This is a genomic window from Tamlana flava (assembly GCF_041287255.1).
Taxonomy (GTDB): Bacteria; Bacteroidota; Bacteroidia; order Flavobacteriales; family Flavobacteriaceae; genus Tamlana; species Tamlana flava.
In genome coordinates, this window is sequence record NZ_JBGGTX010000001.1 from 361217 (window position 1) to 374737 (window position 13521).

Here is a 13521-nt window from a genome sequence, read left to right on the forward strand (position 1 = left end):
AGTTCATTGATTCAGATTTTTCTACCGAAAAATCCTGCACTTATACTATCTTCGGTTTACAGTGGAAAATCCTTGCGGATTTTCACGCAACGAAACCATGCACAAACACGTTGTGCTTCATTATGATCCACCAATAACCATGATAAAATTCTTTAGAAAAATTAGACAAAAACTACTCTCTGAAAATAAATTCAGTAAGTATTTGGTTTATGCTATTGGAGAAATAGTTCTTGTAGTTATTGGAATTTTGATTGCTCTTGGAATCAACAATTGGAATGAAGGACGGAAAGAGGTGAAAGTTGAAACAAAAATTCTGTTAGAGATTAAAAATAACCTTCAAACAGATCTTGAGGATTTAGATGAGAACATTACTAATTATGCCCTGAAAGCCAAAAGCCATGAATATATCATAAAATGGCTAGAGAGTAATCATGGTTTTCAAGATTCACTTCAAACCGCTATATTTTATACTTCATTTCCCTCAGATATATTTATCAATCGAAGCGCCTACGAGAATTTAAAACAGTATGGACTAAGAAATGTTAGTAATGATTCTTTAAGAAATCAAATTTCGCAACTTTATGAATATCATTACAAAAAATACATGGATTATAATAATTTGTTAAATGAAAATCTAGGAACAATTAAATCTGATTATGCACGATATTTTAATGGTCATGGATTTCCTGGTGAGAAATTGTTGTTTAAAAATTTGGACGAGCTTAAAAGCGATTTTTCATTTAGATACAACCAAAAATCAGCTTCATTGATGTCTAGACTCCTAAAAGAGGGAACAGCTCCCGAAGTCAAAAAAGAAGTTTATAAAACCATTGATATGATTGATTTTGAATTGAAATCAAGGTTGTAAAATAACGAAAGCACAACAATGTCTATAAGTAATTGCTGGTTCTCGCCTACTTCTGAAATTCCTCGCGGATTTTCAGTTAGGTGTACTTGCGAAGTTAAGTGTTAACCCACGCTACTACTCATAATCGAGACCGTTGTGCAAAATAATAACTAAATAATTCTTCAATCATGAAAACGTTATTAATTCTCATTATTTTAATTTTACCTAATTGGTCTTTTTCACAACAAGTTGCGGACACCTTATATAATCCAAAAATACAAAATGCAGTATATGAGCATGGAGAAGGGCCTACTGTTTTTATTGATGAAGGGCATCATAATTTCCATACAAAGAATGGTAGGTATAAGGCATTTTCAAATCTTTTAGAGAGAGATGGATACATTGTGAAAGAGCACAAAGGCAAGTTTAATGAAATTGACCTGTCAAAAGGAAAAATACTTGTTATATCCAATGCATTAAACGAGATTAATGTTGATGATTGGGTTCTTCCTAATCCATCGGCTTTTTCAAAATCTGAAATAAAAGCAGTTAAAAAATGGGTTAATTCTGGTGGGAGTTTATTCCTTATTGCCGATCATATGCCAATGGCCGGAGCTGCAAAGGATTTGGCAATGGAATTTGAATTTGAATTTACAAATGGATTTGTATTTGATACAATAAATAGAGGACCAGCATATTTTAATCTGAAAGAAAAAACACTTACTGAAAGTATTATTACTAAAGGAAGAAACTCATTTGAAAGTGTTAATCAAATTGCAACATTTACAGGTCAGGCTTTCAAAATTCCAGATGATGCTAATCCATTTCTAACTTTTAATAAAAATTATGTGAATATGCTTCCTGAGACAGCCTGGGTTTTTGATAAAAAGACTACTAAATACAATGTAGAAGGATGGTCACAAGGAGCATATAAAAAATATGGAAAAGGGAGAATTGTGGTATTTGGAGAGGCGGCTATGTTTTCAGCCCAATTAGCTGGCACAAAAAAAAGAAAAATGGGAATGAATAATAAAGTGGCTCCTGAGAATTATCAATTATTACTGAATATAATTCACTGGTTAGATGGAGTTATTGAATGATTAAACTATGCAGAACACCGTGTATAATTAATGGCTAGTTCTCGCCTACTTACGAAAATCCTTGTGGATTTTCTATTTGGTTTCTATTTGCTAAATTTAGTGCTCAAACACGCAACAAACCATACACAATACCGATGGAACACATTCAGCGAAAGCCGACCAAAGTTGCTACACAGCTGTGCTGTTCCCGCCCCTTTGGAAAATGTGTTCCATCGGCCTGCTAATTAAAAACGAATAATATGATTAAAAATACAAAGGTAGCAGCTGCACAACTTTCACCCATTTTCTTAGATAAAGAAAAAACGGTTGAAAAGGCATGCAAAGCCATTTTAGAGGCTGGTGAAAATGGTGCTAACTTAATCGTTTTTCCAGAGGCCTATATTTCAGGTTATCCAGATTGGGTATGGCTTATTCCAAATAGCAAAGGCGCTGAATTAAGTGAACTTTACTTAAAACTTGTTGAAAATGCCATTTCTGTACCTGATGAATCTACAAAAAAGCTTTGCGAATCGGCAAAAAAAGCTGGTATTAATGTAGTTATCGGAATGCACGAACGTAATAATGAATCCAGTAGTGCAAGTTTATTTAATAGCTTACTTTTTATAGATGATAAAGGCACAATTCTAGGTAAACACAGGAAGTTAATTCCAACGGGCGGAGAACGTCTTATATGGTCACAAGGGGACGGAAGTACGCTGCAGTCCTATGATACGTCAATAGGAAAAATAGCGGGATTGATCTGTTGGGAGAATTTCATGCCGTTGGCAAGAAATGCCATCTATGAATTGGGAACTCAAATATTAGTTTCGCCTACCTGGGATAAAAGCCCCAACTGGATGCAAACTATGCAGCATGTTGCAAGAGAAGGCGGATTGTTTGTAATAAGCACCTGTATGGCTTTAAAAATGGATGATATTCCCGGTGAATATGAATTTAAAAAACTTTACCCGGAAGGAAGGGAATGGATTAATGTTGGCAATAGTTCTATAATTGCACCTAACGGCAAAGTTATTGCTGGACCTTTAGAAGCTAAAGAAGGAATATTATATGCCGATATTAATCTTCAAGATATAATTAAAGCAAAACGAATGTTTGATGTCGTTGGCCATTATTCAAGACCTGATGTTTTTAATTTCAAAGTAAATCAACCAAATTGAAACTAGCTGTAATCCATTAATTAAATGGAATAATATTATAAATCCTTATTTTTATAAATACTTTGATTACAACTTCAAAAATCCTTCGGGTTTCCCTCGCAACAGAATAATAGCCAAACCGTTGCGCTTCATTATCACAAACCGCTAAAAAATGATAAAATTCTTTAGAAAAATTAGACAAAAACTACTCTCTGAAAATAAGTTCAGTAAGTATTTGGTTTATGCTATTGGAGAAATAGTTCTTGTAGTTATTGGGATTTTAATTGCCTTGCAGATTAACAATTGGAATGAGGCTAAAAAAAATAGGGCTTTTGAAGTTAAAATGCTATCAGAAATTGAAAAGGGATTAAAGGCTGACCATTTGAATTTACAAGAAAATTTTAATGCTTATGCTACTCTCGATAGCACTGTTAAATATTTCTCAAACTTGACCCAAAACAGCGCCACTTTTCATGACTCTTTGTACCCGAGATTATGGAATTTAAACATTGGAAGATATTTTCAATTTAACAGAGGGCCTTATGATGCCTTAAAGTCCTCTGGTATAGATAGAGTGTCTAATGATAGTATACGAAATCATCTTATAAATTTCTTTGACTTTGTTTTACCGGTCTTTCAAACTCAAATAGAACATACCACTAGGCGCTATAGGCCTAATGTTGAAATGTTACTCTCACTTCGTGAATATCCATACATGGATAAAAATAACACTTGGATAGTTAACCGCATCCCTGAAGATATTTTCCAAAAACCAGAATTTGTATGGTTACTTTCAGATATTGAATGGCGAGCCAATAGTTCAAAAAACGCAATCAATGAATTTTTACCAAAGATTGATGCCTTAGTTCAACAGATTAATGATGAAATTGATAGATAAATAACGAAAGCACAACGTATATAATTCATTGGTTCTGACTTTCCTCTCTGAAAGTACTCGCAAATTTGTTATCTTCGGTTTTTCGGCGAAAAATCCTAGTAGATTTTACACGCAACGAAACCATAGCCAATCTGTTGTGTAACATTATAGCTAACCAATGATAAAATTCTTTAGAAAAATTAGACAAAAACTAATTTCTGAAAATAAATTCAGTAAGTATTTGGTTTATGCTATTGGAGAAATAGTTCTTGTAGTTATTGGAATTTTGATTGCTCTTGGAATTAACAATTGGAATAGTGATAGAATAAATACCATACGGGAAAAGGACTATTTAATAGGAATAAAGAATGATTTGGAAAAACAAATTCCAGTATTCAATAGTTTAGTTAAGAGGTGTGATTCCATTTTAATTGTTGGAAATAACATCCTGAATGATTATAAATCTATTCAAGACTTTTCATTAATCAATGACCTAAATAAAAAATTATCATTATTTTTTTATGCAGAAAATTTTCCAGAAATCTCTACAACATTTGATGAATTAAAAAGTACTGGACAAATCAACTTAATCAAGAATAAGTTTGTTCGAACTAAAATCATTTCATATTACCAAAACGCAAAGGAAAGTCAAGTAGGCATGAGGTTTATATTATCAGATATTGTTTATAGCCACATTTATCCAACCTTGAAATCATCCACAATTATTACTCAAGAAAATTTGAGTTTAAATAATAACACAAATGATTTACCCAGTAAATTACAATCGGTACTAAAAATGAAGTTAACCGATTCAGATAATGAGCTTGAATTGTTTAATGCAATCAATCTACGGATTAAAGCTGCTATAGTTAATCAGAGTGTCCTATTAAACGCTAAAGATGAAGCAATGAAATTAATTGATGCATTAGAAAAAGAATTAAAATAACGAAGGCTTAACCATTTATAATTGTAACTGACGGTTATACAAAACCTTTGGCTGCAGTGCCGAACAAACTTTAATAAATTAAACAAGTGGCGAAATGAAAAAAATGTTTACACTCTTTATTGTAATCTCATCCTGTTTTTTAGCCATTGCACAACAGACAACCAATGATTCGCATTTAGAATCTGAAAAAGCCGCTGTTATTAGCTTAGTGGAGCAATTTTTAACTGCTATTGGAGATTACGATATAGAAACAGTTCAGACAATGTTTAGCGATAAGGCTAACATATATGGTGCTTCTTTGAAAGATGGAAAATGGGTTACGAATACGTATACAATTCAGGAATTTTTGCAACGCTTAAAATCAGATGATAACCCAAAAAAATATACAGAACCTGTTTCTGATTTTACAGTACACATTGAAATGGGAATGTTAGCATTTGTAAGAGCTGATGCTATTTTTACGATAAATGATGAACCAAAAAATAATAATTTAGACTATTTCACACTAATTAAAGAAGATGGTAATTGGAAAATACTGAACGGTTCTTATGTATCTGTTCGAATTAAAAAATAGTAAAATATATTTTTTCTTAAAAACAACAGCCAATAAGAGTTTAAACCATAACTTTCTGGATAAGGCTAATATATAAGGCCATAAAACATTCAAGACAACAATTTATTATGAGAGAAAATAGGGTTGATTCAATCGAAATGAACCAAAATGAATTTCTAACAAATAGACAAAAATACTGAACTAAAAAAATTACCATACCCACCAAGGAGCCGTAGATTGCTCTATGTATAGCCAAAAGTCAAAAAAACAATGTGCCAAAATCGCAGGCCATAAAGACCCTGTAATATAACGCGTGTAGCCTAAAACTAGTCCCGCTAAAAATGTATAACCAAATAACTCCAAAGAGCTGTTGTTAATGTGTTGCACGGGAAAAACAAACAATAACGCTTTGTAGCCAGCATGCGACACTGATGCCAATACGATAGCACCTTTTTTGTTCCATTGCTCTGCTCCACCTTGCACAAATCCTCGAAAGACCAATTCCTCAACAAAACCGATTAGGACAGCTATTAATACAAATTTGCCTATTATTGATGGTATTGCCGGCAAACCATCTTCGATTCGGGAATACGTAGCAAGAATTAAGGATAAAATGATTGCAATAAAAATCCAGTTAAAGTGTTTCTTAAAACGCCATAAAGAAGGCGAAAAAACAGATTCCGAAAACTCTCTATGTATAGAATTCATCCAGAAACCTGTCATTACCAAAGCAGATAAAGCAATTATTTTTAGGGGAAAATTAAAATAGATAAACAAAGAAAAAAGCCATAAAAATAAACTAAGAGCCAGGGCTTTCCATGGGATTCTTTTAAACTTTCCAATCATAGATTCCTAGACTTTTTAGGCTTTAAAAAATAAAACCAAAGACCTGCCAAAGGAATTATAACCAATAACCAACCTGAACCCAAGCAAGCTCCTGAATTTGGAGCAATAACTGTGTTTGGCAATGCCCTCTGTAATCTGGCAACATTAACGGAATCCTTTAAGAAATCATGAGAAAGAGAAAGGTAGCGAAGATGATCCAAATTATGGAGTGTGGAATCCAACCCCACTTCACTCTGAATAACAAGGTATTTTAACTTTTTAATGTTTTTGAAATTACGATAATCTAGTAGGCTATCCTTATTTTCAAATTCAAGATATTCCAATTCAGGAAAAGAATCCTGCAATACCTTGGATTTTTGCCATATTAAAAATTCATCCGCTGGATAAAGGGAAAGCCACTTAAGCTTGTTTTTATTAAAGATGTCTGAAATAGAGACTCCTTCATTATAAACTCCTAAATGCAAAGACTGAAGGTGCGGATGATGCCCATATATATCATTGAGAATTATACTATCCGTCTCAATGGAAAGCTTCCGTAAATTTTTTAATTTATCCAAAGAAGTCCAATCTATATTTGCAGATTCCTCAACTATAATTGTTAGACTCTCCAAATCGGCGATTTCTCTAAAAAATTCGGAACCTAAAGGAATACTATTTTCGTTATTACCAAGAACCAAGTCTTTCAAATGTGGCAGGTGAGGAAAGTAACCATCTCCATTTATTGGAAGACTAGTCATAACGGATTCTAGAGAAGGAAATTTTGTAAGACTGGAAAAAGAAATAGAATCTGTTTCATTTCCAAGTAAGAGTACCTTAGGTTTAAAATATTTAGAAAGCCAAAACAAATCCTTATTTAAGAGGGATATCGAGTCTATTTCAGAAATATAACAGATGTCGACCGTAGGATTTAAATGTGCAATCTTCTCCAAATATGGCTTAATAGAATCCCAAATAGGCTTCACAAACTGGATAGTTCTTAGATGGGAAATTTCATCTGTTGAAAGTTGTTCAAAAAATGATAATGGTGGACCATCTTTTGAAATGGAAATCCCAGCCAAATCCCCATTGATATACATTAATGAATCCAATCGTTTAAAACGTAATGTGTCCAACAAATCACCTCGAATGGAGAAATAAAATTCATCGGTCGACACTAAATCACCATCATGTATCATTAGGCTACCATAACTAAGGCTGTCTAGAACAGAAAAATGGGCATAGGAGTCTGATAAACGTTGAACTTGTGATCCTTGAAAAGTAATCATGCGGATATCATCTTCTTCTTTTTCTTTACATTGCCAGAGCAAGAGTATGATAAAGAAAAGAATAAAGGGGTTAATATTTTTTCTGCTTCCCATAAGTAATTATCGGAATTTTTCCCTTACTTAAAAATACAAAAAAAAGCCTTTACTTATTACAACAGAAAGAAAATACTCAAACCCTTTTTTTAACACTCTTGGGGATGCTAGGAGTTAGTTCCTTGCAAACCTAACCATACTTAAATAAACATGTTAAACAATATGTAACAAAACCGCTTTCTCTTCGTCTTTCAGTAACAAACCAATCGTAAAAGCCAAATGCTTAAAGATTTATCGGAACGTCGAGAAACTTGGACAACAATTTTTATTTTTCTCGCCATTGTTACGGTTATTAGTTCGTTATTTCATTACGCTATTGTTAATTTATACCCTTCGCGAATATATATTGGGGCGCTGATGTGGTGTCCTGCCTTAGCAGCTATAATAACGTTAAGACTAAAAAAGCGACCTATCTCTTCCCTGAATTGGAATTGGGGAAATTGGAAATATATACGATGGTCTTATTCTATTCCAGCTCTGTATGGCCTAATCACTTATATCCTCATCTGGATTTTTGGATTTGGCAACTTAGCGAATAAAGAAGCAATTAAAGACTGGGCAAATGAACTTGGCTTGGTTGGAATAGGGACATTAAGTCCAACAACCATAATAATTATGGCAATTATCTTATTGGGAACTATTGAAGTAATTAGGTCAGCAGCAACCACTTTAGGAGAAGAGATTGGATGGCGAGGTTTCTTTATTTATGAATTAAGAAAAGTACTTTCCTTTACGGGTGTTTCACTTTTTAGCGGCATTGTTTGGGCAACTTGGCATTGGCCACTTATTGTATATTTCAGTGAAAATGTAATCTTGGAATTGGCAGCATTTTATGTTGTGATTATATCGATGTCGTTTATGATGACCTATTACACGTTTAAATCTAAAAGTTTATGGTCGGCCGTTATTTTTCACGCCGTAAGCAATGTTTATATTCAAAAAATATTTCCTCCTCTAACAATGGAAATTGAAGGAAAGGAACACTGGCTGGGCGAAAACGGCATTATGTTCGCCATTGTAACTTGCGTTTTTGGAATTTACTTTTGGAGAAAAGCAATCAAAGAAAAAATATAATGAACGACAAAGCAAAAATGAAATCACTTTTTTACCTCATCATTTTAAGCCTATTAATTACAAGTTGCTCCAAGAACAATGAAAGCTTAGCAGATATTGAATATAAGGTCGAGTCTAATTTAAATGATAGTATTCCCTCTCTACAGGTTGAATTTGATTATGAAAGCGACAACAATGGGTTAATTGTTTTAAGGTATGAAAACAACTCGTGGGGAGACAAGGATATTTTTAATTGTATAAAAAACTTTGAAGTCTCTCCCAAACCTGATAACATTGAATTTAAACGAGATAGCAGCCAAATAACCATTAAAACCAAACCAAATTTAAAATCGGCCATCCACTACCAGATTGTTCAAGATTATAAGGGGTTGCCTCAAAATCAGTTGCGCTACAGACCGATAGTCGATTCCACCTACTTTCATATTTTGGGTATGCGGTTATTTATGGTTCCTGAACGGGTATTTGAAACAGATACAAGCAAGGCGAATATCAAAATAACCTATGAGAAAAATTCAAACACAGCATTATATCATAGCAGTTTTGGCAAAAACAACGTCCAAAATATAGACGTTATTAGAGAAGATTTATATGCATCATTTTTTGCGGGAGGTGATTTTAGAAGGTATTCTTTCCCCTTGGAAAAGGACACTGTTTATTTTGTGACCAGAGGCAACTGGAAGCCCTTTAAAGATAAAGATATTTTCAATATTTTAAAAGAAACCATTAGCGCACAACACAACTTTTGGAACGACCCTAGAAAAGGTAACTTTTCCGTTTCGCTAATCCCTACTTTTGAAAACTGGTATTCTGTTGGTGGCAGCGGTTTTTCATCATCTTTCATCTCATTTGCCTCAAACAACAACAAGGTTACTTTGGCCCACATGAAATGGTTGTACAACCATGAATTATTACATAAATGGATAGGAAGAACGATTCTTAATGAAAATGAAGTGGAGCAATACTGGTTTAGCGAAGGTTTTACAGATTATTACGCCTATAAACTGTTGCTTAAAAACAACCGCCTGAACACAACTGAATACATAGATATTCTTAACAAGGATGTCATTATTCCGCACTATAAAGACCCCGTGAACAATACCCCGAATGGGGCTTTGACCTTTGAAGAATATTGGACCAATTACATTAAATATATGAAGCTTCCTTACAGACGAGGGCTTTTATACGCCTTTTATATTGACAATAAAATAAAGGAGCAAAACCATTATTCGCGAAGCTTGGATGATGTGATGCACGAATTATTTGAAATGGCATTACAAGACGAAAATATGAGATTAAATAAAACCCTGTTCTTACGAACCTTGTCAAAATACTTAAACGACACAGATACGGCATCAGATTTTGAAAAATACATCAATCAAGGCGAGCTAATTGATTTCAGTAATCAACTTCCTGAGGGGCTTATGGTTGAAGACCAAGAGGGCATCCCAATATTAAAAATTGAATCTGACGATTTGAAAAAGCTTGGAAGACGACTAAAAGCTTAACTCCTGCTATTTCTAATTTGAATGTCGGATAAAAGACCAAGCTGAAAAGAATAACCTTTAATACTATAATAGTATCAAACAACCTATTTGGCCTCGTTACTTTTCCTTCTTTTGGCAGCCCGTAAACCAAGATTTTGCCTCCATTTTTTTATTTAGTAAATTAGGGAACAAACCATTACAAACTCAAAGGGCAATCCTGCAAATGACAAAGAATAACAATGATATACAACTTGAATTTTTAGACCACGTTGCTATAAGAGTAGCCGATATGGAAGCTTCTGCTAAATGGTATGAAAACGTATTGGGGCTTAAACGCTATCAATTGCCCGAATGGAAAGACTTTCCGATTTTTTTACTTTCAGGAAAATCAGGAATTGCCTTGTTTCCAGCAAACATAACAGATGCCGAACTAGATTCAACTTCAAAAAATGTGAAAATAGACCACTTCGCTTTCAATGTAACAAACGAAAATTTTGAAAAGGCCAAAAACAGATATCTTGAACTGAATCTGGAATTTCACATTAGAGATCATCATTACTTTGACTCTATATACACAAGAGACTTGGATGGCCATATTGTTGAACTGACTACCCTAAAAGTAAATGAGGAAGACTTTTATAAATAAAAACTAAAAATAAGATGATTTTCAATCACATATCAAAGGCACTTTTTGCTTTTTGCTTCTTAGCATTGTTCAATTGTTCTTCAAAAAGTCAAGAAACTGCAGACTCCAAGATAGATTTGGGGTTTAACAGCTTTCTTTACTTTGAGAATAACAATGCATTTGATAGCCAAAAAAGCACAATCGAAACCAAGGTAAAAGAAGCTGTTTCAGTGGTAAACGCAAAAATGCCTACCGAAAATATCAACATTAAGATTAGGGCTTCCGCAACAAATGTAATTCCTGAAATTGACATTGGAGGTTTTAACCCCAACGCCAATGAAGTTATTGTGTCCATAAATCCAAATTTTGCTAACCTAAACCAATCTATTTCAAATGAATTGGGCCCCACCATAGCTCACGAAATGCACCATGCAAAAAGAAGGCGTTCTGTTGGTTATGGCAGTAGTTTATTACAGGCTATGGTGACAGAAGGGTTGGCCGATTCTTTTTCTGTTGAAATTTTCGGTATTGCCCCTCCTATTTGGTGCACCGCTCTTTCAACTAGCGATTTAGAATATTGGAAAGAAACAGCAAGTTCCATTTGGAATGACACTACGTATAACCATGATGAATGGTTTTTTGGGGTCTCTAATGATATACCGCGCTGGACAGGATATTCCGTCGGCTTTAAATTAGCGCAAGATTATTTAGAACAAAATCCATCCTTGAGAGCTTCAGATGTGGTTGATGAACCTGCCAGCTCATTTGTTGAATAAATTCAAAAAATGACAACAATGTATAACCACAATTACGGCATCTGCCTGCCTCTATCAAGGATTTGACGACCATTCAGCCTCGCTTCAGTTTAGCTTATAACCAGCTAAAATAGTTTCACAAAATCTCTAAATTAGTAGAAAATTCATTTTAATGAAACAAACCGAACAACTCGCCAATAGACTTCGACAAGTAATTCTAAATGGAACATGGATTGCAAACACCAATTTTAAACACCAATTAAAGGATTTAGAATGGAAAATGGCCACTACCAGAGTAGAGTCTCTTAATTCAATTGCCGTTTTAGCACAACACATCCATTATTATATAAGCGGAGTAAAAAATGTTTTTATAAACGGAGAACTTAATATTAGAGATAAATACAGCTTTGATTTTACTCCCATTGAATCCGAATCCGGTTGGGAAACATTTTTAAGTAGGTTTTGGAACGACACAGAACAACTAGCTGATTTAATAGAAAAAATATCGGAAGAACTGCTAAATCAAGATTTTGTTAATAAAAAATATGGCACATACCATAGAAACATTGATGGACTTATTGGGCATAGCTATTACCATCTTGGTCAGATTGTAATGATAAAAAAAATAATTCTCGGTCAATAAAACGGTATACCAAAAACCAAAATTTAAAGAACAAAAAAAGCCTTTCAACGTATTGAAAGGCTTGGTCTTTTTGGGTGGAAGATCGGTCTCGAACCGACGACCTCCTGAACCACAATCAGGCGCTCTAACCAACTGAGCTACAACCACCATGTTTTTTATTTTAAAACTTTAAAAAAGTTTTGCAAAAGGAAAGCTCTCACCAACCGTTAAAAGCTACCCTGTAAAGCGCATTATAAATGCGAGTGCAAATGTAAATCTTTTCAATGGTATCTACAAAGACTTTTTTAATATTTCTAATGAAAATATAATAAAAGATTCTGCAAGCCGACCTACTTTAAATCAAACAAACTGTCGACAGCAACATTACGTTCTGCGGTAAAACCTTCGGCATGCTCTACTCCTATCAAACGCCCTAGATCCCTAGCCCTGTAAATAATGCTATCTGTAAAGTTTTTGCTTGATATTGGGGTTTGGGGCTCTTGGCTTTCCTCATTGTAAAATTGGGTTTTAAAGGCCAGAACAGCTTCCATCTTTTGGTCAATATAACCGGTTATATCAACAACTACATCAGGTTCAATATTTTTCCACTGTATAAAATGGTAAACGTGCTTCGGTCTCCAAGCGTTCTGTGGTTTACCATCTAGATTAGTTTCAATTTTAACCAATCCACTTAAAAAACAGGCATCACTGGCCAGTTTACTAGCTTTTCCGTGATCAATATGCCTATCATCCACAGCATTGCACAGAACGATTTCAGGTTGGTATTTCCTTATAATCTTGATAATTTCTAATTGGTGCACTTTATCGTTGGTAAAAAAGCCGTCGGCAAACCTAAGGTTCTCCCTAACCAAAACACCAAGTATCTTTGCTGAATTTGCAGCTTCTATATCCCGCGTTTCTGCCGAACCCCTAGTGCCAAGTTCTCCTCTGGTCAAATCCAAAATGCCAACTTTTCTTCCACGGGCCACTTCTTTTGCTATGGTGCCGCCACAACCTAACTCAACATCATCTGGGTGCGCCCCTATGGCTAAAATGTCTAATTTCATATTCATTTCTTTTGATTTTTGGGTCACTTTTTTAGCAATTGCCACAAAAATTTGCAACAAAAAACTCAGTAATCTTAAAACCTGTTATTACGCAAACGTATTCGTAAATGTATTTAACATTTTTTAGGCCATAAATATACTAATAATTGAAAAATGAGCAGTAGCCTCAAAGCATGACATTTGTCATAATAATTAGATACCTCCATCTGTAATTTTACAATGTAATTCTGA

Annotated in this window: 14 protein-coding genes and 1 tRNA gene; 11 read left to right on the top strand and 4 right to left on the bottom strand. The window is 34.1% G+C overall.

What is annotated here, in order from left to right:
* The first annotated feature begins 97 nt into the window (after positions 1 to 97).
* The 6 genes from ACB104_RS01405 to ACB104_RS01430 all read left to right on the top strand — a co-directional run bounded on the left by ACB104_RS01405 (position 98) and on the right by ACB104_RS01430 (position 5480).
* The gene (locus ACB104_RS01405) at positions 98 to 868 is read left to right on the top strand and encodes a DUF6090 family protein (RefSeq protein WP_370476491.1); all 771 of its coding nucleotides are present in this window, start codon (positions 98 to 100) and stop codon (positions 866 to 868) included.
* A 167-nt stretch (positions 869 to 1035) separates the two neighbouring features.
* Positions 1036 to 1947 (top strand): hypothetical protein, encoded by a 912-nt coding sequence (locus ACB104_RS01410; protein WP_370476492.1) that lies wholly within the window; start codon positions 1036 to 1038, stop codon positions 1945 to 1947.
* Positions 1948 to 2186: 239 nt separating this feature from the next.
* Entirely contained in the window at positions 2187 to 3104 is a 918-nt protein-coding gene (locus ACB104_RS01415) for a carbon-nitrogen hydrolase family protein (RefSeq protein WP_370476493.1), read from the top strand.
* Between the two features lie 151 nt (positions 3105 to 3255).
* Positions 3256 to 3981: a DUF6090 family protein gene (locus tag ACB104_RS01420; RefSeq protein ID WP_370476494.1), complete on the top strand. Its 726-nt coding sequence runs from the start codon at positions 3256 to 3258 to the stop codon at positions 3979 to 3981.
* A gap of 157 nt (positions 3982 to 4138) precedes the next feature.
* Entirely contained in the window at positions 4139 to 4906 is a 768-nt protein-coding gene (locus tag ACB104_RS01425) for a DUF6090 family protein (RefSeq protein ID WP_370476495.1), read from the top strand.
* Positions 4907 to 5000: 94 nt separating this feature from the next.
* Positions 5001 to 5480, top strand: a complete 480-nt coding sequence (locus tag ACB104_RS01430) for a nuclear transport factor 2 family protein (protein WP_370476496.1) — start codon at positions 5001 to 5003, stop codon at positions 5478 to 5480.
* Positions 5481 to 5669: 189 nt separating this feature from the next.
* On the opposite strand, the gene ACB104_RS01435 is transcribed toward ACB104_RS01430, so the two are convergent.
* Both ACB104_RS01435 and ACB104_RS01440 read right to left on the bottom strand, forming a co-directional pair.
* A complete protein-coding gene (locus ACB104_RS01435; RefSeq protein ID WP_370476497.1) occupies positions 5670 to 6167 on the bottom strand; it encodes a CPBP family intramembrane glutamic endopeptidase in 498 nt (165 codons plus the stop codon).
* A gap of 134 nt (positions 6168 to 6301) precedes the next feature.
* Positions 6302 to 7663, bottom strand: coding sequence for a hypothetical protein (locus ACB104_RS01440; RefSeq protein WP_370476498.1), 1362 nt, complete (start codon positions 7661 to 7663; stop codon positions 6302 to 6304).
* Between the two features lie 219 nt (positions 7664 to 7882).
* Between ACB104_RS01440 and ACB104_RS01445 the strand changes: the two genes are divergently transcribed.
* From ACB104_RS01445 to ACB104_RS01465, 5 genes are all read left to right on the top strand, one after another.
* Positions 7883 to 8737, top strand: a complete 855-nt coding sequence (locus tag ACB104_RS01445; RefSeq protein WP_370476499.1) for a CPBP family intramembrane glutamic endopeptidase — start codon at positions 7883 to 7885, stop codon at positions 8735 to 8737.
* Positions 8738 to 8754: 17 nt separating this feature from the next.
* Positions 8755 to 10242 (top strand): M61 metallopeptidase family protein, encoded by a 1488-nt coding sequence (locus ACB104_RS01450; protein ID WP_370476500.1) that lies wholly within the window; start codon positions 8755 to 8757, stop codon positions 10240 to 10242.
* Positions 10243 to 10444: 202 nt separating this feature from the next.
* The gene (locus ACB104_RS01455; RefSeq protein WP_370476501.1) at positions 10445 to 10867 is read left to right on the top strand and encodes a VOC family protein; all 423 of its coding nucleotides are present in this window, start codon (positions 10445 to 10447) and stop codon (positions 10865 to 10867) included.
* 14 nt (positions 10868 to 10881) lie between these two features.
* Positions 10882 to 11622, top strand: a complete 741-nt coding sequence (locus ACB104_RS01460) for a DUF2268 domain-containing putative Zn-dependent protease (RefSeq protein WP_370476502.1) — start codon at positions 10882 to 10884, stop codon at positions 11620 to 11622.
* Positions 11623 to 11773: 151 nt separating this feature from the next.
* On the top strand, positions 11774 to 12244 hold the full coding sequence (locus tag ACB104_RS01465; RefSeq protein ID WP_370476503.1) for a DUF1572 family protein: 471 nt from the start codon (positions 11774 to 11776) through the stop codon (positions 12242 to 12244).
* Positions 12245 to 12316: 72 nt separating this feature from the next.
* On the opposite strand, the gene ACB104_RS01470 is transcribed toward ACB104_RS01465, so the two are convergent.
* A tRNA-His gene (locus ACB104_RS01470) sits at positions 12317 to 12392 on the bottom strand.
* A gap of 181 nt (positions 12393 to 12573) precedes the next feature.
* A complete protein-coding gene (bshB1, locus tag ACB104_RS01475) occupies positions 12574 to 13290 on the bottom strand; it encodes a bacillithiol biosynthesis deacetylase BshB1 (protein ID WP_370476504.1) in 717 nt (238 codons plus the stop codon).
* Between the last annotated feature and the right edge of the window lie 231 nt (positions 13291 to 13521).

Excerpts from the sequence above, each read along its gene's own strand:
- ACB104_RS01405 (WP_370476491.1), top strand. The coding sequence starts at position 98 with ATGCACAAACACGTTGTGCTTCATTATGATCCACCAATAACCATGATA.
- ACB104_RS01410 (WP_370476492.1), top strand. The coding sequence starts at position 1,036 with ATGAAAACGTTATTAATTCTCATTATTTTAATTTTACCTAATTGGTCT.
- ACB104_RS01415 (WP_370476493.1), top strand. The coding sequence starts at position 2,187 with ATGATTAAAAATACAAAGGTAGCAGCTGCACAACTTTCACCCATTTTC.
- ACB104_RS01420 (WP_370476494.1), top strand. The coding sequence starts at position 3,256 with ATGATAAAATTCTTTAGAAAAATTAGACAAAAACTACTCTCTGAAAAT.
- ACB104_RS01425 (WP_370476495.1), top strand. The coding sequence starts at position 4,139 with ATGATAAAATTCTTTAGAAAAATTAGACAAAAACTAATTTCTGAAAAT.
- ACB104_RS01430 (WP_370476496.1), top strand. The coding sequence starts at position 5,001 with ATGAAAAAAATGTTTACACTCTTTATTGTAATCTCATCCTGTTTTTTA.
- ACB104_RS01435 (WP_370476497.1), bottom strand. The coding sequence starts at position 6,167 with ATGAATTCTATACATAGAGAGTTTTCGGAATCTGTTTTTTCGCCTTCT.
- ACB104_RS01440 (WP_370476498.1), bottom strand. The coding sequence starts at position 7,663 with ATGGGAAGCAGAAAAAATATTAACCCCTTTATTCTTTTCTTTATCATA.
- ACB104_RS01445 (WP_370476499.1), top strand. The coding sequence starts at position 7,883 with ATGCTTAAAGATTTATCGGAACGTCGAGAAACTTGGACAACAATTTTT.
- ACB104_RS01450 (WP_370476500.1), top strand. The coding sequence starts at position 8,755 with ATGAAATCACTTTTTTACCTCATCATTTTAAGCCTATTAATTACAAGT.
- ACB104_RS01455 (WP_370476501.1), top strand. The coding sequence starts at position 10,445 with ATGACAAAGAATAACAATGATATACAACTTGAATTTTTAGACCACGTT.
- ACB104_RS01460 (WP_370476502.1), top strand. The coding sequence starts at position 10,882 with ATGATTTTCAATCACATATCAAAGGCACTTTTTGCTTTTTGCTTCTTA.
- ACB104_RS01465 (WP_370476503.1), top strand. The coding sequence starts at position 11,774 with ATGAAACAAACCGAACAACTCGCCAATAGACTTCGACAAGTAATTCTA.
- bshB1 (WP_370476504.1), bottom strand. The coding sequence starts at position 13,290 with ATGAAATTAGACATTTTAGCCATAGGGGCGCACCCAGATGATGTTGAG.